The sequence below is a fragment of the Corynebacterium sp. ES2775-CONJ genome (assembly GCF_024814515.1).
In the GTDB taxonomy this organism is placed as follows: domain Bacteria; phylum Actinomycetota; class Actinomycetes; order Mycobacteriales; family Mycobacteriaceae; genus Corynebacterium.
Window position 1 is genome coordinate 25,693 of sequence record NZ_JANUXT010000002.1, and the last position, 21,631, is coordinate 47,323.

Genomic DNA, 21,631 nt, shown 5'->3' on the forward strand with positions numbered 1-21,631 from the left:
GTTTCCTTTTCTTGAGACCGTGCCCACGCATGAACTCCTCTAAGACTCTCAAGAACCTAAGCCTGGCTCAGTGATCACATTATTACGATTTACAGCTTGCCGTCACCGACCAGTGCGAGAAGGTCTTCAACCGCGAGCTGCTGTTCGGGATCTGCGTGACCATCGATAATATTGATCCCATCCGCGCGTAATACATCAACCGGATCACGCTGATCCTCGGGGTCGTGCCAGCGAAATTCTTCGGCAACCCTCCCGTCCCACCTTAGAACTCGGTACGCATTAACGCAGTCAGTGCACCGGCTGAGATGACCAGCCATCGCGACGGGCCCTGTTCCAACAGCCTCAGCGAGATTGTTGTAGCTCGTCCACCGCCTGGCAGGAAAAGCGTCCAAAATGGTGTGCGCCTGCGACCAGTCGAACCGCCTCTGATCACTAAAACTCTCTCTGTATTCTGCTAGGACAGCTTCCTCGTACTCGGGTCTGGCCCAGATCGCAACGGCTTGTGCTGCGAGTATATTGGCACGCCTTTCGATCTCGATAGCGTTCCAGGTGTCAAGCTGTCCGAGTCCCTGATTAAGCCGGAGTGGGCTGTACTTGAAGCCGCCTTCCATGTCACGCTTGTCTTCGAATGGGCGATCTGAGTATTCCGGGTTGTACCCGGTCAGTGTGAGATTGCCGAGTGTGTGGAGCAAGCGGTCATGCTCGGCTTTCCAATTGCCCCCCAGCGCTTCCTGCCATGCGGGGTTGGCATTTTGCGGCATGATGTGCTCGATCGTGTACTCGGCGATCGACACCTCTTCTTTACGGCCGTAATTCTCCATTTTTCGGAAGAAATAGCTGCGACGCTTCACGTTGTACATATCGGTTGACTTGAGTGCTCTCTCGAACTCTTCATCAGTCGGGAATCGCCGATAGTTCGACAGCGTCAGCAAGCGTGCACAGACGCTGATGACATAGTTATCCTCATCGATCGCAGCAGCTAAATTTGCGAAGGTCTTGTTAAGACTATTGGTAGGAATATGGCAGATCACCCGGCGGAACAAATACGAAATCACCGCATCTAGAATTGCGGCAAGGTCATCCTCACTGAGGACTCCGGCCTTGTAATCCGCGTAGAGACGCAGCTGGAACGGATACGTGACGGTGGCAAGCTGATCGACTTCGGCGAACCTGCGCGCCAGACCTTTTAGCGGTTCCTTTCCTAGTGCCATATTGGCGAACCATGTCGCATAACGGTGGAGGTCAGTGACCAGTTCCTTGCTGCTGACACCCGCGGATTCTTGACTAAAGGCATAGGTTTTGAATGCTTCGTAGATGTCAACAAGGCGTGGAATAGCGTTTGTCTTGACGGTCAGATAGTGACGGACGAACTCGTCAAACCGCTTCTCGTTATCCCCCTGAAATAAGCACTCCATCGGAAACCAGAACTCTTCATAGCACCGCTCCTGTTGCGCTGGTGGCAGATCCATCAGCACGAAGTTGCGAATGAGATCCGCCTGAGAAAGTTTTTTCCCAGTGGCATTCATTGACTCGAATACAAGCTGCGGATCATCCATACCGCGGGTGAGCTTCACATCGACCACTACAAGTTTGTCGAGTCCCCTACAGACGTGAGTCAGGTCGACCTCGGGATCATTAAGCCTAGCGACAAAGTATGCGTAATTGTCCTCCACTCGTGAAGTTGTCTGAGGCATCGGAGCACCTTGGACAACTGCCTTCAAGGCATCTCTGTCGCGTTGAGACAGCGTCAGCTTGAAGTAGTCATCGCCAGATTCATATTCATTGCGTAGATATTGCCCCCGAATCTTCTGTGGAGCGAAGCCCGGCTCGGGTTCCTGGTCATCTGCCGGCAGGGTTTCTAACTTGGCGGCGAGCGCGGCTAGTAACAGTGTCACCGTAGTGACACGTTGTTGACCGTCGATAATGAGGTCGGGTTCACGTGACGTGTTGGCGCCTTGGTCCCGCTCGATATAGACGATCGATCCAGTAAAATGGCTATTTAGTTTCTCTCGCTCACCAGCGCGGATGATGTCGTGCCAAAGCTGTTCGCACTCTGCCTCACCCCACGAATAAACACGTTGATAGATCGGCACGACGAACCGATCACTCTTTTTTAGTAGCTTAAGCAAATTTGTGTCGACTGCTTTCACTTGTTGATCCCTTCGAGATCGGCCACGATCTCATCGCTTAAGGTGCACCATTGCTGGACGACAATCCACGCGATCTCAGCGTCCAGTTTCGTCATATCACCGTAGTTGATCTCTGCTTTATTGTAGTAGTTGGCCGTGAGCTTAGTGGCATAACTGGCATCTTTTACGAGCCGCAAGGGGATCAAGAGATGTGCTCGAGATTTTCCGAAAGTAGCCCAATCCCCCATGGAGGCGCTCAAACTCTGCCGAAACGCCGGAGCACAGTACTCTACAGCTTTACCTGAATTCCTGGAATACGAAGGTGCAGTTAGAAATCATGGTGTGGAAAAATAAAATCATTTTTCATCAACCGTATCTCTGCGACCAATTCGGGACTTCTGTCACCTGAAATTTAAACGATCGAACTCGATGTCACCAGACTCGTTGTCGAGTTCATTCAGGTGAAGTATTCACCTTCCGAAAACGAACCGTCATATCAACATGCTCAGGATAAATGCTTTACAATTTCAGCCACCACCCCTTAAACGAAGACTAGTAGCACTGCGATAAGTTGTCTCAGTGAGCACGTTGTCCAAGTCACTGCAGTAAGCCCACGCGATACTGTATCTAAACAGTAATTACACATACTTGAGCGGATCAGCTAAGCGCTCGAACCTGATGCGATCAGCACAGTTGAACTCTGCTCGGAGCAAATGTGCGTAGCGGCTGAAAGCGGGGAGGCACACAAACTCAGCGCATTGAAGCTCCAGCCCACCGCCTCTAACTAATCGTCGACGCTAAGTCGCGTCGCAACCTCAGCCAAAGCAGATTCTAGCATCGGTATATCTGCGTCACTTTGAGCCCAGCGTCCTCAACTCGGCCTACCTGCTGCTGATAACCAACGATCTAGCGGTGAGATTGTCGGGCAAGCGAAATACTGAACACCAACCGGATATTAAAACCAGTGCTTCCACAAGTACACCACAGGTCTCCGATCGATCTAGTAGGGGCGAAGAATTATCTGGTCAGAGTGTGTCTCCCTTACTCGTAGAACTGCCCGAGATATCCGATTTTCTAAGGTTCTCACGATTGAGGAACCTTGGAGGACACTATCAAGGAACAACGCAAAAACCACGGTATTTTAGAACCGTGGTTTTCACATCGCATATTTAGTAGCGGGGGCAGGATTTGAACCTACGACCTCTGGGTTATGAGCCCAGCGTTAGGTCTATAGCCATAATTAAAAATGTTGTCGCTGGCAGCCTCCTGTAAACAACGTTTTTACGCATGTTACCGGTGTCGATACAGCAACACTATTAGATTCATTGACTCTAACGAAGAGGAATAGGACCACTTAGAGCCATGGAGCGCCACTTCAAAGCGGTCCTGTCAACGAAAGGCCCCCTATGCCCACGATCTGCACCAATGTCTACTCGACGACGCGCAGATGATGCGAGGACTGAGCGATTTGTTGCCGCTTTCGTATAGCAGCGAACATGGCGGAACGTGACGCGGCCATGGTGTCCACGTCGTCGGGTGTGTAGTTCGTATGGTTGACTTCGACGCAGTGGCGAACCTTTTGGCGCGTTGATCGACGGGAATGGTGTCGTCATAGAACATGCTGAGCGTGGTGCGCCAGCCGTGGGTGCGGAAGTCCATGTGCAACGACTCGAGGCACAGTTGCAACGTCATCTCCCGATAGAGCGCACGGATGGCTTCTTGCTCCTATGATTGCTCGTTTCACACCCATCCGATTACGCGATATTAGTCCACTCTATAAACCGACAACCCCCACTCCCCAAAAAATAGGCTTACACCACATCCAAAGTTAGAATATGCGAAGAATCATTCACCCTGGCAGTATCGTCATTTCGATCGGTTTCTCGATCACATTTTCGGCCTAGCGGGGTGGAGTATCCACATCATAGTGAACGATGATTCTCAGTCGTGTTCCGCGTTCAGTGATCAAGCAACAAAAGTAGGAGTCTCAGCCCGCATGACCTTATCAACCTCGCTCACCCAAGCTGTCTGGCAGACAGCAGATACCTACCTCCGAGGTGTCGTGCCCCGCCAGAACTACGGTGACTTCATCCTTCCCTTCACCGTGCTCAGGCGCATCGAGTGCCTCCTGGAGCCGACCAAGGCTGATGTGCTGCAGACCATCAAGCACACAAAATTCCCGGAAAGCATGTGGGAAGCCCTGATTCGCGCTGACCATGGCTTGTCTTTCTACAACACTTCAGAATTGTCACTGGGGATGATCGGTGGCAGTGATGACCACGTCAAACAGGGCATGCTCACTTACCTAGACGCCTTCTCCGACAATGTCCGCAGCATCTGGACCGCTTTCAAGTTCCCGGAGATGCTGACCAAACTCGAAGAGAATAACGTCCTGTGGGGTGTTGTCAAGCACTTTGCGGGCATCGACCTCTCCGACGATGTCCTCGGTGAAAACGCCATGGGCAACCTCTTCGAGAACCTCATGTACCGGTCCTTCTCAGAGAACGGGCAGGTCGCCGGTGAGTTCTACACCCCGCGTGATGCTATTCGCATGATGGTGGATGTCCTGCTAGCCAGTGATGATGATAGCCTCCACGGTCAGGCACCCGCACGTACCGTTTATGACCCAACCGCCGGCACCGGTGGTATGCTGCTGGTTGCCAAGCGGGCCATGGAGGAACTCAACCCCCATGTCGAGGTATCTGTCTACGGGCAGGAGATGATGGCCGAGTCTCTGGCACTGGGCAAATCCGATCTCATCGTCTCCGGTATTTCACCGGATGCCATCCGCGACGGCGACACCCTGGTCAATGACCGCTACGAGGGTGAACTCTACGACTACGTGCTCGCCAACCCGCCGTACGGCACTGATTGGAAGCGCTCCAAAGACGCGGTGGAGCGAGAATCCAAGATCGAGGGCTCACGCTTCAGTCATGGTCTGCCGCCGGTCTCGGACGGTCAGATGCTGTTCCTATGCCATGTGGTGCACAAGCTCAAGGAACGCGAGCACGGCACCACCAAGGGTGGACGGGCCGGTGTGGTCACCAACGGCTCACCGCTGTTTACCGGTGGACCCGGATCCGGTCCCGATCAGATCCGTAACTGGCTAATCAACGGCAACTTCATCGACGCGATCATCGCGCTGCCGACGGACATGTTCTACAACACCGGTATCGCCACCTACGTATGGATTCTGGACAAAAACAAAGAACCTCGGCGTGATGGAAAAATCCAGCTTATCGACGCCACGAGTATCTGGTCGCCCATGCGCAAAGGCATGGGCAACAAGCGCCGTGAGTTCTCTGCGGAAGACCGGAAGTTCATCCTCGGCCTTTATAGTGCCTTCGAAGACGCTGATCCGGAGTACTCCAAAATCGTCACCCCTGATGAACTGGGCTTTGTGGATGTTCCCATGTACCGGATCAAGCGCTACTCGGTGTCGGTCACCGATGAGACCGTTGCTGCTGCTATGGACCATAAGCAGGCATTCACCGGCCATGAGGCTGCAATCCGGTCCTGTGAAGGGGTGGCGTGGAATGATTTGCCGGCTCATTTGCGCACGGCTGCCAAGGCAGCTGGCCTGAAGATGGGTGTCGGACTGCTCGGCCACATCATGAATGCACTCGCCATCGAGGATGAGCACGCACCGGAGGCCGTTGATCACCGCGGCAACAAAGTCATCGACAAGGCCTCCAAAATCACTGAGCGAATTCCGCTGACTGAGGATGTGGATTCCCACATGGAACGTGAGGTGCTGCCGTTTGCACCTGATCTGGTGTGGGACATGGCTGAGTCCAAGGTGGGCTACGAGATCCCCATGACCAGGCTGTTCTACAAGCCCGAGGAGATGCCCTCACTCGAGGAGCTCGACGCTGAGATCGAGACTGTGCTTGAGTCCATCCGTGCTCGTTTTCAGGAGGTCAAGGAATGAGTTTAAATGCTCGTGAGGTCGGCATCCGCCATTACGCCCATGTAAACCCTCTCACCACCGAGTTTAACAATCTTGAAGATGGAACTGTGGTCGATTTCCTCCCTCTAGAAAATATTTGGTCCACAGAGGGCACGGACTATTCCAGAAAGAAGGCTTGGAAAAAGTCGGAAACTAGCTACACGCAATTCCGGCGAGGAGATGTTCTTGTTCCAAAAGTTACTCCTACAGTTTTTCATGGGCGGTCTATCATTGCCAATACTAAAACTGATATTGGTCTTGCTACTTCTGAAGTGCATGTTTTGCGACCAAAGGAAAACGCAGACGCGAGGTGGATTGTTTACAATTTGCTATCTAGCAAGTTTCTAGATCGCGCGCGCGGTGAAGTCTATGGTGTGGGCGGTCTACAACGAATTTCCGCGGGGTATCTTGGTTCTTACAAGTTGATGGAAACCAACGTCCGTACCCAGCGCCGCATCGCTGACTACCTGGATCGGGAGACCGCCGAGATCGACGCTGCGGTGGCCGACCTAGACAGGTACGTGGAGCTGCTGGAGGAGCGACGAGCCGCGTTGTTGATTAAGGAGACTAAGATCCGGGATTCCGTCCCCTTGACTAACCTCGGCCGTCACGCCCAGGTTTTTCTCGGAAAAACTCTCCAATCAGAGGCGAAGAATGATTTCGATCAATTGACTAGCTACGTTCGGGCCGGGAATATTCAACCAAATGGAGTATTCGCTGGAGAGGAGAAGAAGATGTGGATGTCACCGATTGAGATCGAAACGTATTCCATCGAAGCTGGTGATGTACTTGTCGTCGAGGGTGGTGCTGGATTTGGTAGAAGTTTGACAATGGAACGCGGACTTCCGGGTTGGGGGTTTCAAAACCATGTCATCCGAATCCGCCCCTCTGCTGGCTGGATAGGTAAGTTTCTGGATTACTCGATAAGGGCACATAAAGCCGATGGTCTTATCGACTTAATAGCAATTGGCGCCACAATCCCCGGTTTCTCTTCTGAACGCGCTAAGAAGCTTCCAGTCGCGTTTCTCAACCAAAAAGAGCAGTTGAAGATTGTTCAGTCCCTCGACGAGAAAAATGCAGAAATCGACTCCCTTATCGCCGAATCCACCAAGCTCCGTGATCTTCTGCTCAAGCGTCGTTCTGTTCTTATTACTGAGGTCGTTACCGGCCGGAAGGAGGTTCAATAATCATGGGTATTTCGTCCACGATGGAAAGGGCGTTCGAGGACACCATCGTCAACCATCTTTCCGCCCACGGGTGGCTGACCGGCACCGGCAATGCTGGCGCTAGCAGTAACGCCGGCTGGGACAAGGCCCGGGCGCTGTATATCCCTGACGTGCTGCACTGGCTTGAGACCCAGTACCCGGAGGAGTTTGCCAAAGCGGTCCCCGAGTCGTCGACGGGTGTGCAGCGTGATGTCCACATCGCCAAGCTCCTGGACCGTCTGGCCGAGATGCTGGATAAGGCACCGATCCTCAACGCGCGGACCAAGAAGGTCCAGCACGGGCTGCTCGGTACCCTGCGTAACGGCTTCTCCCACGCCCAGCGTGGCCAGATGAACGCCACCTTCGGCCCGATGGTGGCATTCCATCCTGAAAACCCGCTCTACACCAGTGCTGTCGAGCAAGCCCGTCACAACCGGCTCCGGGTGCTGCGCCAGGTGCCCTTCGATGTCACCGGCACCGACACACTTGATCTGGTACTCACCGTCAACGGTATTCCGATAGCCACCCTGGAACTGAAGACCGATAACACCCAGGCAGTGCGTGATGCCGTCAAGCAGTACAAGCAGGACCGCAAGCCGACGAAGAACCGGCCCCTGCTCAAGCCTGGCCGGGCACTGGTGCACTTTGCCGTGTCCAACCAGGAGGTCTACATGACCACCGTGCTGGCGGGCCTGGACACCTTCTTTCTGCCCTTCAACCAGGGCAACGACGGCCATGCCGGCAACCCGGCCAACCCAACTGGCTCTGACACCGCCTACCTATGGGAGGAGGTGTTCGCACCGGAGCTGTTCCTGCGTATCCTGCGCGACTATGCCCTCTGGGAGCCGTCGTCGAAGGGGAACAAGGGTCGACTGATCTTCCCGCGCTACCACCAGCTGCGGGCCACCGAGAAGGTCATCGACGACATCGCCGAGCGTGCCCGGACCACCGGCAGAGGTGCTGGTGGTCGCTACCTGATCCAGCACTCAGCAGGCTCAGGTAAGACCAAGACAATTGCGTGGCTGGCCCACCGGGCGGGCCGTGTCATCGACATGGCCGGCAAGCCGGTATTCGACTCGGTCATCGTGGTCACCGACCGCACCGTGCTTGATGACAACATCAAGGAGGGCTTGGACCTGCTGCGTGCCTCCGAGGGCCTGGTGGTCAACGTCAACAACGAACTCGGCTCCAAGTCTAAGACGCTAGAGGCGGCTCTTTCTCGGGGTGGGCACATCATCTCGTGCACCATCCAGACCTTCCCGGCGCTGGCGAAGATGATGGAGAAGTCTCCGGCCCTTAGCGGGCGCAACTACTGTGTGATCATGGATGAGGCCCACTCCTCCCAGCACGGTGAGGCCGCCACCCGACTGCGTGAGATCCTCGTTGACGTTGAGGTTCCTGAGGGCGAGGACATCGGCGCTGATGATGTCCTGCTGGCCATGGACAAGGCAGTGACCAACTCCCCGAACTTGAGTTTTATTGCGCTAACAGCCACCCCGAAAGCAAAAACCCTGGCCGCGTACGGAGCTGTGGACCCGCACAACCCTGACCGTCGTGTCGCATTCGATACCTACCAGATGAGTCAGGCCATCGAGGAGGGCTTCATCCTCGATGTGCTGGCCAACTACTCCACCTACCAGATGTTCGCTAGCATCCGTGATGCGCTGGGGAGGGAGGAGACAGTCAACTTCGGTGAAGCGGTCTCCGATATGGTGCGTTTCGTGCGCCTGCACCCGACCTCGATTGCCCAGAAGGTGGAGGTCACCGTCGAACATTTTCGGCGCAACGTCATGCACCACCTGGGTGGCACCGCCAAGGCCATGGTGGTGGCAGCTGACCGGATGTCGGCGGCGACCTGGTCGCACAAAATGAACGAGTATATAGCCAAGCGCGGCTACACGGACATGACCACCCTGGTGGCGTTCTCTGGGTCGTTGACCTACGGAAAGGGAGACGAGGCCATGGAGGTTACCGAGGCGTCGATGAACGGTGTGCGCGATACCGCCGGGCACTTCCGTGAGCATGACGAGGCGAAGGTGCTCATCGTGGCGAACAAGTTCCAGACCGGGTTTGATGAGCCGCGCCTATGTGCGATGTATGTTGACCGAAAGCTCTCCGGTGTGCAGGCTGTGCAAACCCTGTCGCGGCTCAACCGGGTGTTCCCGGACAAGCCCAAGCCGATGGTGGTGGACTTCATCAACGAGCCGTCCGCTATTCTGGAGTCCTTCAGGCCTTATTACCGGGATGCCTACATCGAGGACGAGATCCCCGCTAACGCTTTGGCGGATCTGGGTGATGTCCTGGATGCCGCCGCGTTCTACACCCCGGACGAGCTCGACAAACTGGCCGATGCCTACATAGCGCATGAGGATGCCGAAACCCTGCAGGGGCTGGTGGCGCCGATCCGGGCCCGGTGGAATGATCACATGCGTGATGCCCGTCTGAAGCTGGACAAGGAGGCCTACGATACCGGTAAGTCTTTTAGGGCCAACCTCATCAAGTACACCCATGCCTGGGAGTTTCTCAGCCAGATCGTCGATTTCCAGGACGCGCTGCTGCATAAACGGGCGATTGTCGCCGGTCTGCTGGCCAAGAACCTCAACCTCGAGCGTCAGGACGATGACGATGACTATACCGTCGGCATTGAACTGGTGGGAGTCTCCGTCGAGCCGACATCAGACGAACAGGATCTGGAACTGGCCGCACACGACCCCGAGGGGAAGCTGAGGCTGCCAGGCTTTGACGGTCGTCCGGTCGGCAGTCACTCGCCTGTGCAAGCCGCATTCGATGAGGCCGTAGACCAAGTGAACCAACTGCTGGCGAAGGCCGGTCTGGACTCATCAAACCAAGCTGCCGGCAACGCAGTTCGAGCAAGTTACGGCATCTTGGCGGCAGACACCACTGTGCAGGCATTAACGCGGGAGAACGACCCGACACAGGTAGCCGGCACCGACACCTTCAGGAACAAGGGACTCGGGGCCATCGTCACCGCCGCCAGACAGTCCAACGAGGTTTTCGAAGCTGTCACCGCCGATCCGGAGAACCTAGAAAAGTTCCTCGAAGTACTGGCGCACATGCTGGTCGCAGCACGCCAGGATGAGAGGAATAATGCATAGCTGACGTCCGATCTAAGTCACGGGTCCGCGACACAGTTGTGCTAACCGAAGATCCCGATGCGCCGCGCAGTTGCTCACGTCCCTGTAGTCACCGCGCTGAGTAGTACGCACGGCGCCCCACCTTCTGGACAGGCCCCGACTGGAGCGCATTCATTTGCGACTGAGCAACCTGGCCTGCGCCCGTTGGGATCTCGAAAGAGCCGAGATTGCGGTAAAACCGGTTTTCCAGACGCTGGGTGCTGTTCCCTGGCTGCCTACTGCACCATCTCGATGAACTCACAGCTCCCAAGGGGCCGTGGCAGTGGCTCTGGTTCCATCCGCTGCCGCCTCCAATAGCGGTTGCAGACAACGGCGGTTGATGTGTCGACTATGCCTTTTTCCGCGGCAAAGCGGCCGACCGGTGTATTGGGAGGCTCTGAGGCCCGCTGATCTCGGCTGACAGGGTCAACTGCTGCGTACCGTCCGTGCCTTCGGCCTGCACGCCGCTGCGTTTTTGCCCAGCGTCGTGTGGTTGGTCATGCCGGTGGGTGCGCTGTTGCAGGTGTTCGGTCTCGCGTCGGTGCCCGAGCAGCGTGGTGATATCGCGGCAGGTGTTTCTAACGGTGCGATTGCCTGCTTCATCCTCGGTCGGCTTTACGTCGTCGGCGTGGCGGTGGCGCTGTGACTCTCCCACGCCTTTGTTATATCCTCGTCGTCCACGCTGGATTCGGCCGCCTTGTCCAGACGAAAACTGCTGTTGAACTTAGCGGGTATATTGACGAAACGTTTGCGTGACAACGCGACAGGAGTGTAATAGGTCACACAACGCGTCGCGGCGCGGCCACCGAGGTTTTTAAACGAGCCAAGAGAACTCCACCGAGACCCTCCAGCACTTCCGAAGCAAAAAAATAAACCCTCGCCAGGCTATGGGCCTGGCGAGGGTTTTCTATAGTAGCGGGGGCAGGATTTGAACCTACGACCTCTGGGTTATGAGCCCAGCGAGCTACCGAGCTGCTCCACCCCGCGCCGAATTGCTTAGATCATATCTGATCTCCGCAACGAGAAACAACTATACCCAGATCATGCGCGCAAAGACAAATCCCCAGTACCTTCCACCTCATGGCAGCAAAAGAGTACTGGGGATCGGCTCCTAGTTGTTCAGGGCTTGGTAGGCAGCTACAGCCTGATCTAACTGATCAAGAGCCCGTCCGTATTCTTCGAAGGACCCGTCACGAGCCGCCTCGAGTCGGCTCAGAGCCTCGTTGATCGCTGTGATTGCTTCCGAAGCATTAGCAGCTCCTGGTACTGGCTTTTCAGCCACCCCTTCACCGCTAGTCTCTTCACCGTCACCCTCGACGGGTGTCTCCGTTATGGGTGCCTTACCCGTCGGCGTCTTGAGAGTTTTTGCTTGGTCGATATCTTGAGCCTCACGTGGGTTGATTCCAACCTGTGCGAGTGCCTCAGAGACTGTCGGGGCATAACCTACCTGGCCGTTATAACTGACGAGTACGCGCAACAACTTGGGGAAGGCGGAGTCTTCTTGCCCCTTGCGCTGAGCGTAGATGGGCTCTACGTATAGGATCTCGCTACCACCCACGGGCAAAGTGAGAAGATTTCCATTCTTAAGCTCGGTAGTAGCCTTCCACAACGACTGGTCACGAGCCACCTGGTCAGAGGACATCAGAACGTCTTGGGCCTGCTGGGGCCCGAGTGTCTGAGTATTGGTAGGCAATACGCGAACGGTGATCTTGCCGTAATTCTCAGGATCCGAGCTCGCCGCCATATGGGCAGCAAGGTATTGGCGATTCAGACCACGGAATGGGGTGATCAACTGGAAGGAGGGTTCACCGGTCTCAGCGTCGGCAGCTACCACGTAGAACGGGGGCTGAGCCTTGCCGTCAATACCTGAGGATGGGTCAGAGGGAACGGACCAGAAGCGGTCATTGGTGAAGAATTCGCGGGCCTCATTGACATGGTAGCGGGCAAGGATGGAGCGCTGAATCTTGAACATATCCTGCGGATAGCGGATATGACTCATGAGTTCATCAGAGATCTCTTCCTTTGGCTTTACGGTGCCAGGGAATACTCCTTCCCAGGCTTTTAGAACAGGGTCATTCTTATCAAATTCGTACAGCTCAACTGAGCCATCATAGGCGTCGACGACTGCCTTCACGGAGTTACGGATATAACCGAGCTCATCATTGACAATCGCGCGGTTGTCCGCTCCCACTCCGGCGGTGGTATCTTGCGTGGTCAGCGACATGCTCACGCGCTGCGCATAAGGAAGCGAGCGCAGAGTTGTATAGCCGTCAACAATCCACTTGATGCGACCGTCGATAACCGCCGGGTAGGTAGTGGAATCGGTGCTCATCCACGGTGCTACCTTGTGTACGCGCTGGCGCGGATCTCGATCGAATAGAATCTTGGAATTCTCATTGACGCGTTCAGACAACAGGATATTGATTTCCCCGTACCGCGCTGCAAATACACCTCGGTTGAAGTAATTACCAATGCCTACTCCACCCTTGCCCTGATAGGTATAAGTGGAGTTGTCCGTATCGTATTCCACAGCCGTATCCGAATTTGATCCAACCACTGCGTAATCAGCCCCATCGACCGCTGATGCAATTAGTGGGCCGTAGTAGATTCGGGGTTCATCGACCACGATGCCAAGTTTTTTGGCATCCTCGTCTGTTGTCTGGAGATCCGAGACGGTATAAACGGGATACCCACCACGAGTTGATCCCACGTCGCGGGCGACCTCATCGACCTTATTTGCGCGCGCGGCCACGAAACCATTGCCGTGGGTATATACAGTGTGTCGGTTGATCCAGTTTCGCTGGTTTTCGCGCAGCGAGTTGGGATCGATCTCGCGGGCAGCCACCACGAAGTCACGTAACTCACCATCGATGACATAGCGGTCCATCGCCAGTGACTCAGGGAATCCGTAGAAGTTTTTGAGCTGCTTATTTTGCGTGAATGTTGGAGAGAGGATTTCTGGATCCAGCAAACGAATATTGGACACCGTCGCTGAGTCGGACGCGACTACTTCTTCACTGGCGCGTTCTGCGCCCCAATCGAGCTTATAGTCCACCTGTTCATCGGTGAGCCCGTAGGCGTAGCGGGTGGCCTCAATATTGCGACCAATATATTCTGATTCTTTTTCAGCGCGGTTTGGGGTCACCGAGAACTTTTCTAACATCAGTGGCCAGGCGCTGCCGATAACAAGGGCGGACAGCAGCATGAGGACTGTCGAGACCGCTGGAATACGCAAATCCTTGAGGAAAATAACGGAGAAGAATGAGGCAGCTACCAGCACTGCTATGACCATTAAGATGATCTTGGCGGGAAGTACCGCATGAACATCGGTATATGACGCGCCCGTGAAGGTTTCATTGGAATTATTCAACAGATCAAATCGATCCAGATAATAGCCCAGTGCGCGCAGGATCATATACAGACCAGCTGTAATCCCCAGCTGGATGCGAGCCCCCATGGTGACGACTCCCGGGGCTCCTGTTTGGGAGTTTGCCAGACGGATTCCCCCGAAGAGGTAGTGCCCGATCAAGGCGAGGAAGAACGAGACAACGAGCAGAATTGACACAGTTCCTAGCATGAGCCGCAGCATGGGGAGGGTAAATGCGTAGAAGCCAAAGTCCATGCCGAATTGCGGATCGGTAACTCCAAAGCTTTGGCGGTTAAGGAAAAGTTGCACAACTCGCCACTGCTGCTGACCGATAAAACCAGCAAAAACTCCGAATGCCAGGGGGAGCACAAATCCGCGCTTAGCAACGAACTGTTCAAGTTGCCGTCGCGCCTCCGCAACAGCATCGTCGACGAAAAGTAAATTCTCGTGAGCTCGGGATTTGTAAGTAATTAATAAGGTAGCTCCTACGAATAAAGCTGCTAGGAGACCGAAGGCAAAAAATAAAGCGATTCTCGTCAGGACAACCTTATTGAACACACTGCGGAAGTCGATAGCCCCGAACCACAGCCAGTCGGCATAGAAGGTGACCGTAATAGGGATCAAAATGCTCAACAATGTACCAATGATGAGCAAGGTCGTCAGGATTTTTGGTGGGCGCCCCGAACGTGGGGTGGACAGTAGGCGATTGGCCAACGCCATCTCCTCAATTCTGTAGAAACTTTGATGATAAGGGAAGTGCTTTCCCACTTTAGTGGAGATCGAGGAGAAACGGCAGATGAGGTAAAGCAGATCTCCCTTCCACCTGTAGGCCCTGCGCCACCACAGACCACGGATCTACTCCCCCAGGAGCACGATAGTGTGCGCAGCGGATAAGATGAAGAAAGGCGCCTAGGCCGTCCCGGAACTGAATATATACATTTATAACGTGTGAGTTAAGGATTAAGGGTATGAGTGATCAGCACCGAGTAGAATTATCGCAACAAGCTTTAAATAAGGCGATGCTCGAAGCGGTGGATTTTGTCCATGCTGAAGGGTGGGACGCTTCCCCAACCCTCTTTGCTCTTGTGCCTACCAGATTAATCGCCCAATCTGTCGACACTTTCGAGCAGGACGACTCTCCCTTGACTCTCGTGGTCCAAGAAGAGCTTCCCACACATATTCTTCCTGGCTCGATGGAGCTAGGAGATTATCTGTCCAGAATCACCTGGCCAGAGGAAGTTTTAGGGGCCGTTTTAGCCCAGGAAATTAAGTTCCGCGACTCCTCCGATGAAGAGTCCGATGCGCCCCGCCCGGCGCGCCTATTATCGGGTGTCTTAAGAAATGGGGCGCACCAAACCTTATTCCAGATGCGTCCCTCGGCAGAAGAATTAGCCACGAAGGGCCCCTTTGCCGAAGATGACATCGAGTTGCGCGGGGGCGGTTCTATTGCCCCTGGAGTTATCGCTACTCTTTTGGCTGGCTTCGACGATTAACTGTCCTTCTCCTGCGATTGGATCACTATGGTTATTCACACAGCTCCCCTCCCCTTTATGTATAAAAGGTTGCTCGTCGCCACCTGTGGCGCTCTCATGCTCATCTCTGGTTGCAGTGAGTCGTTACCTCACGAGTCCACTGACTCCACTGACCAACCAACATTGCAACCAATACGCACTGCAGTAAAACCAGTTGGGGTTCCCTCTCTCGGGCCGCATACCCAGGGCTCGCAGCATCCCACAACGCATCCCACAACAAAGGCTCATGCGCCCACCTCACGGGTAGACACCTCGAGTACGCGCACACAGCAACGGGCGCTAAACGGCCCAGTTGAGCGCACTCGCGATGCTTTTTCTACGCTGGCGCCTGACTCTCTTTTCGCCCAATTTGATAGTTGCCAACCCAATGGAGTGAGTGATTCCATGGCCTGCACCGGGCCGGAGGTTGGGCAATTTCAGTTTTTCTCCTCCGACGCCAAGGCTGCCTCAACCACCCAGATCCTGACTGAACTGCGTTCTTCACGCGTGATGTACGATTCCGGCCGCTTTGTGGTGGGCTGGTCCACGGTGGGCAATACCGCGATTATTACGGCAATTGATAATGATCTCGGCCTTGTTATGCAGCAGATGGTTTCTACTTATGACGTCGATCCTAAGGAAAGAATTTCCACTCTAGGGCTTATTGCCGCGGTAGAATCCCCGCGAAGTCATTCCGTGAAGTCCATCTCTGAGCCCACACCGGAGGCCACCTCCGCGACTTCTAAGTCAATCGCATCTCGGGTGGACCCAGGTAGCTAAGAGGAAATTTTAACCATTATGGACGGTCGGTGCAGCTTATCAGCTCTTTACCGGCGGCAAAGTCATCCATGCGTGCTACGGCATCGGAAAGCGTTGATACTCCCACTACTGTCATGGAGGAATAATTCTCGCCGGTGAGCTCTTCGCAATTGCGCGCCGGGGCTAAGAAGAGTTCAGCTCCCGCAGCAGCGGCGGCTCGGGCTTTGTGCTTGATGCCCCCAATAGGGCCCACCTCGCCCGTATCAGTAATAGTGCCGGTACCGGCCACGTATTTCCCGTGATTGAGTTCACCGGGCGAAAGCTTGTCAATGACAGCGAGGGCGAAAACCATCCCAGCAGATGGTCCTCCAACATCCTCGAGGTTATAGCGCACAGAGATTCCCTCTGCTGACGACGTCACCATATTGACTCCTAAAAAGGGCACGGTCTCGTCGTAGGGATGCGCCCGCAAAGTCAAAGTTTTTGTCAATCTGCGATCCCCGCGCTTGATACTCAGCTCAATGCTATCGCCAGGTTTTTTCGCTCGGACCAGCTGTTGCGCTCCACCTCCAGTGCGTACAGGGACGGAATCGATAGCTAGAATTACGTCATTATCGCGCAGCGCTTCAGCAGCGGCGGAATCAGCAACAATACGCGCGATCTTTACGTCCATAGGGCGCTTGAGATAACGCAGAGCGGCGGTGGTAGCCGCAGATTCAGATGCACTAAAGGCAGCCTCATTGAGCTGTTTTATCTCGTCTTCGGTTTTTCCTTGGGGAAAGATCTGTTCAATGGGGATGAGCGTATCCCCGTGCACGATAAGTCGATTGAGTCCCTGGATGAGCGTCATATTGCTACGTACACTTACTGTGGTCATATCGAGATGACCCTGAGTTGAGTCCACCTCGGCGCCGTCGATATTGATCACCTCGACCCCGTTGACTTCATCGAGCGTATTAAACGTCGGCCCCTGCCCCTCTGCCGCATAGGGAATAGTCAGGGAATAATTGGTGCCAGGTATATGGTCTAATTGGGCAAGCGTCATGAGAATAACAACCGGGATGGCTCCAAAAGCTAGGGTTCGCGTTCGTCTGCTCACGGTCACTCAGCTTACGTGTAGAAGGTCACTGTTCGCTAACAGCATGTATATAGCGCTAGCGCTTATTGCTTAGATTTCGGTAGGTTAGGGACATGAATAACAGCGGTTTCGGTTTCTCCTTCAACTTCGGCTCCGACGATGATGACAATAATGACCGCCGAGAGAATTCTGGCAATTTCTCTGGCGGCTTAGGCGATATGTTCAATCAGCTCGGCGCTATGCTGTCAGGTTTGGGTAACTCCATGAATACCCCCGACGCGCAGAAAGAGGCCGTGAATTATGAAATGGCCAAGCGCATAGGGATACAACATCTATCTAGCCTTAAGCGCACCGAAAAAGTCAGCAGCGCCCACATCAAAGCGAGCGAAGAATCAGTGCGCCTTGCCGAATTATGGCTGGACGACGCTACCATCCTGCCGTCGGCTTCGGCCCGGGTGGAGGCGTGGTCTGCTGCGGATTGGCTGGAGAAGACGCTCCCGCAGTGGAAGCGTCTCGTCTCCCCCGTTGCCGCCCACAAAAATGAGGCGCGACTAGATACCCTGCCGAGCGAAGCCAAGGATGCCATCGGCCCCATGCTCGCAATGATGAACCAGATGTCAGGCGTTAACTACGGAATGCACTTGGGGCAATCTTTAGGCGATCTCGCTACCCAAGCGCTTTCTGGCTCCGACTTTGGCATACCAGTGGCGGCACCTGGGATCTTGGCGCTTAACCCCTTGGCCATTGAGGAAAGTGCCGCGAACTCAGGGATCCCCGCTCAGGAAGTTCTGGTCTATGTGGCAGCCCGCGAGGCTGCGCGCCAACGACTTTTCCACTCCGTGCCGTGGCTTGTTGAACGCCTAGTATCCTCTGTGGAGGAATATGCTGCTGGACTTGAGATAGATACCTCGCATATTGAGGAGGCCATGCGCGAGATTAATATCGAATCTCAGGATCCGCAGGCAATCCAGGAGGCTATGGCTCGGTTGCAGGATATGGATTTGGAACCGCGTATTTCCTCTCGAAATATCACCGCCACCTCTCGCCTGGAGAGCCTTCTTGCCCTTGTCGAAGGTTGGGTCGATGTGGTTGTACAAGAGGGGCTATCGGATCGGATACCGCAAGCTGCACAGCTCCACAAGCAGTGGATTAACCGCCGACTGACCGGGGGCTCTGCCGAAAATGTCTTCTTTGAGGTCGTCGGTTTTGAGATCGCTCAGCCTCCCACGGATGAGGCCGGTGAACTGTGGCGCAGAGTGACCGTAGCTGTCGGTACCCAGCGCCGCGACGGAGTATGGAAGCACCCCGATTTCCTTCCAACCGCGGATGATATTACGAATCCTGCAGAATTTATAGATTCTCTCCTCGACGAATCTGATTTTAAAGATTTTGATCCTATTGCTGAGATAACGGCACTAGAGAAAGAACGCGAAGAACAATCCTCTCACGAGGATGATCCGGAGAATCCCTCCAATCAATAACCTCCTCTGATAGACCTGTAGTAATAACAGATCTCCTTTGTGCCTACTCGTGTGGGGTAACGGGTGGGCACATATCACTCAATTGCCCTAACATATTAACCAGCACCAAGTAACAGTGCTGTGGCAGCCTGTCTCCTTCCCACCTCATCGTGGGAAGGCGTGGGAAGCTGTCACCCCCTTCCCCTTGTGAGGACACCGACTGCTATGCGCTTTTACGGCGATCTGATTATCGACCACCTCATGATCTCTCTGGGCGCCGCGATTGTTGCGGCTCTGATCGGAGTGGCAACTGGAGTTTGGCTCTCTACACGGCCCAAGATTGCCACTCCCGCTATTGCGGTGGTCAATATTGCGTATACCATCCCATCGATCGCGCTGCTTGGCGTGCTCATCACTGTGACGGGCATTGGCAATACGACGGCGGTTATTGCGCTCGTCGTCTATGGCTTGCTCCCGGTGGTGCGATCAACCTTTGTGAGCATGCGCGCCGTTGATCCAGCTTTAATCGAGGCTGCCAGGGGAATGGGCGCTACGAAGCGGCAGGTTTTTCGCACAGTCACCTTCCCCTTAGCACTGCCGCAGATCCTTGCCTCGATACGCACAATGGTGACCATGACTATCGCGCTGGCTGGTATTGCTTCTTTTGTGGGCGCAGGCGGCTTGGGTGTGGCAATTTATCGGGGTATCACAACCGGTAACCAACAGATGATTGTTATCGGTAGTGCCCTCGTTGCGGCCCTCGCCCTAATATCTGATGCTCTCCTGGCCGCTATACAAAAGGGCCTGACGGGTTCGACTAAAACACGGCGCACCACCACTAAGGGGCTCGTGGCCACTGGGGCTGTACTCATGGTGCTCGTGGCATTCTTTGCAGTCAATCTTGGAGGTGCCCAAACGGTGCGTATTGCTACTAAACCAAATACCGAGAATCTTATTCTGGGTAAAATAATGCAGCGCATGATCGAGGAGAATTCCGATTACTTGGTGTCCATGACCGACGGAGTTGGCGGTGGCACCAGCAATATCCAAAGCGGCATGAAGGCCGGGGACTTCGATATGTACCCCGAATACACAGGAACTGCTTGGCAGGTGATCCTAAAAAATTCGCGCGCTTATGATGAATCTCAGTTCGCCGAACTCAATGATGGGTTGCGCGCCCAGGTCGGCCAAGAGTTCAACCCCATGTTCGGCTTCAATAACACATATTCAATTGCGGTCAATGCTGAACTAGCCAAAAAATACTCCATTAAGACCTTCTCAGATCTCACCCGGGTAGCTCCGTCGATGAGCTTTGGTGCGGAATACGATTTCTATGAGCGTGAGGATGGTTATGACGCTCTCGCGGAATTCTACGGTCTAAGTTTCAAAAACACCGTGGATATGGATAACGGTTTGAAATACCAGGCTATTTTGGATGGCAAGATTGATGCCATCACCGTTTTCACCACTGATGGCCAGCTAACGGATCCGCGCATTGTGGTCCTTGAGGACGATAAAAACTTCTACCCCTCCTATGAGGCGGGAGTTCTTAGCCGTATAGATTTTGTGAGAGAAAATCCCGAGATCGCTCAGATCCTCAGCCCACTGCAGGAACTGATCGATGAAGCGACGATGGCCAACTTAAACAACCAAGTTGAAGTTGAGGGAAAGACTGTGGCTGAAGTTGCCGAAGAATTCGCGGTGAACAACAAATTGATTGGAGCCTAGAAGACATGTCTACCATCCGCTATGAAGATGTCAGCCTTTCATTCGGCGATAATCATTTGCTCACAGACCTCAATCTGGAAATAGCCGACGGCGATTTTGTCAGCATTGTTGGTTCCTCAGGGTCCGGCAAAACCACAATCATGAAAATGATCAACGGTTTAATCCTGCCCGATTCCGGGCGCGTGCTTATCGATGGCGAAAATGTTGCCGACCTCGATTTGGTCGATTTGCGCCGCCACGTCGGCTACAGCATTCAGGGCAATGTGCTCTTCCCCCATCTGACGGTTGAAGAAAATATTGGGTATGTGCTCTCCCTTATGGAGCAAGACCCCGAGGAGATTTCGCAGCGCGTTGGAGATTTGCTGGATACTTTCCAGTTACCCGACGATATACGTGACCGGATGCCTAATGAGATTTCGGGGGGCCAGGCACAGCGGGTGGGAATCGCACGGGCTTATGCCTCGTCACCGAAGGTATTACTCATGGACGAACCCTTTGGAGCAGTAGACGCAATTACCCGCTATCAGCTCCAAAAAGATCTCAAACACTGGCACGAAAAGCTAGGGCTGACCATCGTTTTTATCACTCACGATATCCGCGAGGCTCTCAGTATGAGCACCAAGGTGCTCGTGCTTCACGATGGTGTGATTCAGCAATTCGCTACACCCGCTGAGATTAAGGACCATCCTGCCGAGGGATTTGTCTCCGACCTTATGGATATGAGCGACTGACCGGCTGACGTGCCCACGCTTCTAAGAATCCCTTAGCGCGCTCGGCATAGGGAATCCGATCCGCCCAATGCCAAAACTCGGCTGAATGACCGGAGTGGATAAAAGTATGAGTTAGTTCGTGGGCAATGACAGAATCAAGAACATAATCTGGGACCCCACGGAGACGATCAGAAATGCGAATTTCGCCTGTCAAGCTGGAATATGACCCCCACCTTTTGCGCTGATTTTTTACCCACCTGATCGAAGTCATGTGTGCTCGCGAGTCGAGGTAGCGCCTATTGATCTCGTCAGCTCGCTGTTCTAGATCTGCATCGCTATATCTAGTTTGCTGCTTCGACCGAGTGAGTTTTTCGGTAATTTCTGAGACTATTTTTGCCTCTGCCTGTTCCGATAGGTGGGCTGGGACCCGGACTTCAATGACGCCATCGACCCAGCTTGCACTCACCGTTTTCTTTCGCCGCGCAGATCTGATGACGGTGATATCGGGATTGTCATCCATGACCCAATCTTTCTCTATCGCTTGCTACCCTCTTCTGCCCATTCGAGATGCGCACTGATGAAAGCCGTGATCCAATGGCCA

Annotated in this window: 14 protein-coding genes and 1 tRNA gene; 9 read left to right on the plus strand and 6 right to left on the minus strand. The window is 54.3% G+C overall.

Annotated elements, in window-relative coordinates; translation table 11 throughout:
* Positions 1-89: 89 nt before the first annotated feature.
* Together NXT01_RS02410 and NXT01_RS02415 are read right to left on the minus strand one after the other, a co-directional pair.
* Positions 90-2,150 (minus strand): DUF262 domain-containing protein, encoded by a 2,061-nt coding sequence (locus NXT01_RS02410; protein ID WP_259077136.1) that lies wholly within the window; start codon positions 2,148-2,150, stop codon positions 90-92.
* Positions 2,147-2,377 (minus strand): hypothetical protein, encoded by a 231-nt coding sequence (locus NXT01_RS02415; RefSeq protein WP_259077137.1) that lies wholly within the window; start codon positions 2,375-2,377, stop codon positions 2,147-2,149. Before NXT01_RS02415 ends, NXT01_RS02410 begins: the two co-directional genes overlap by 4 nt.
* Positions 2,378-4,125: 1,748 nt before the next feature.
* Between NXT01_RS02415 and NXT01_RS02420 the strand changes: the two genes are divergently transcribed.
* From NXT01_RS02420 to NXT01_RS02435, 4 genes are all read left to right on the plus strand, one after another.
* Complete coding sequence (locus tag NXT01_RS02420; protein WP_259077138.1) at positions 4,126-6,060, plus strand: class I SAM-dependent DNA methyltransferase; 1,935 nt, start codon at positions 4,126-4,128, stop codon at positions 6,058-6,060.
* Positions 6,057-7,265, plus strand: coding sequence for a type I restriction endonuclease subunit S (locus tag NXT01_RS02425; RefSeq protein WP_259077139.1), 1,209 nt, complete (start codon positions 6,057-6,059; stop codon positions 7,263-7,265). The genes NXT01_RS02420 and NXT01_RS02425 overlap by 4 nt, the downstream gene beginning before the upstream one ends.
* Before the next feature lie 20 nt (positions 7,266-7,285).
* On the plus strand, positions 7,286-10,399 hold the full coding sequence (locus tag NXT01_RS02430) for a type I restriction endonuclease subunit R (protein ID WP_396124719.1): 3,114 nt from the start codon (positions 7,286-7,288) through the stop codon (positions 10,397-10,399).
* A 493-nt stretch (positions 10,400-10,892) separates the two neighbouring features.
* Positions 10,893-11,063 (plus strand): hypothetical protein, encoded by a 171-nt coding sequence (locus tag NXT01_RS02435; protein WP_259077141.1) that lies wholly within the window; start codon positions 10,893-10,895, stop codon positions 11,061-11,063.
* A gap of 267 nt (positions 11,064-11,330) precedes the next feature.
* On the opposite strand, the gene NXT01_RS02440 is transcribed toward NXT01_RS02435, so the two are convergent.
* Both NXT01_RS02440 and NXT01_RS02445 read right to left on the minus strand, forming a co-directional pair.
* Positions 11,331-11,404, minus strand: a tRNA-Met gene (locus tag NXT01_RS02440).
* A 124-nt stretch (positions 11,405-11,528) separates the two neighbouring features.
* Entirely contained in the window at positions 11,529-14,504 is a 2,976-nt protein-coding gene (locus tag NXT01_RS02445) for a UPF0182 family protein (RefSeq protein WP_259077142.1), read from the minus strand.
* 248 nt (positions 14,505-14,752) lie between these two features.
* Here NXT01_RS02445 and NXT01_RS02450 point away from each other — a divergent pair, with 248 nt between their 5' ends.
* Both NXT01_RS02450 and NXT01_RS02455 read left to right on the plus strand, forming a co-directional pair.
* A complete protein-coding gene (locus tag NXT01_RS02450; protein WP_259077143.1) occupies positions 14,753-15,277 on the plus strand; it encodes a PPA1309 family protein in 525 nt (174 codons plus the stop codon).
* Between the two features lie 27 nt (positions 15,278-15,304).
* Positions 15,305-16,075, plus strand: a complete 771-nt coding sequence (locus tag NXT01_RS02455; RefSeq protein ID WP_259077144.1) for a hypothetical protein — start codon at positions 15,305-15,307, stop codon at positions 16,073-16,075.
* A 16-nt stretch (positions 16,076-16,091) separates the two neighbouring features.
* Here NXT01_RS02455 and NXT01_RS02460 read toward each other — a convergent pair whose 3' ends face one another.
* Positions 16,092-17,153: a PDZ domain-containing protein gene (locus tag NXT01_RS02460; RefSeq protein WP_259077145.1), complete on the minus strand. Its 1,062-nt coding sequence runs from the start codon at positions 17,151-17,153 to the stop codon at positions 16,092-16,094.
* Positions 17,154-17,245: 92 nt separating this feature from the next.
* Here NXT01_RS02460 and NXT01_RS02465 point away from each other — a divergent pair, with 92 nt between their 5' ends.
* The 3 genes from NXT01_RS02465 (at position 17,246) to NXT01_RS02475 (ending at position 21,051) form a co-directional block, all read left to right on the plus strand.
* On the plus strand, positions 17,246-18,613 hold the full coding sequence (locus NXT01_RS02465; RefSeq protein ID WP_259077146.1) for a zinc-dependent metalloprotease: 1,368 nt from the start codon (positions 17,246-17,248) through the stop codon (positions 18,611-18,613).
* 204 nt (positions 18,614-18,817) lie between these two features.
* The gene (locus tag NXT01_RS02470; RefSeq protein ID WP_259077147.1) at positions 18,818-20,320 is read left to right on the plus strand and encodes an ABC transporter permease/substrate-binding protein; all 1,503 of its coding nucleotides are present in this window, start codon (positions 18,818-18,820) and stop codon (positions 20,318-20,320) included.
* 5 nt (positions 20,321-20,325) lie between these two features.
* Complete coding sequence (locus NXT01_RS02475; RefSeq protein ID WP_259077148.1) at positions 20,326-21,051, plus strand: ABC transporter ATP-binding protein; 726 nt, start codon at positions 20,326-20,328, stop codon at positions 21,049-21,051.
* Here the strand turns inward: NXT01_RS02475 and NXT01_RS02480 are convergent.
* The gene (locus NXT01_RS02480; RefSeq protein ID WP_259077149.1) at positions 21,032-21,550 is read right to left on the minus strand and encodes a SprT-like domain-containing protein; all 519 of its coding nucleotides are present in this window, start codon (positions 21,548-21,550) and stop codon (positions 21,032-21,034) included. The genes NXT01_RS02475 and NXT01_RS02480 overlap by 20 nt on opposite strands.
* Positions 21,551-21,631: the final 81 nt, after the last annotated feature.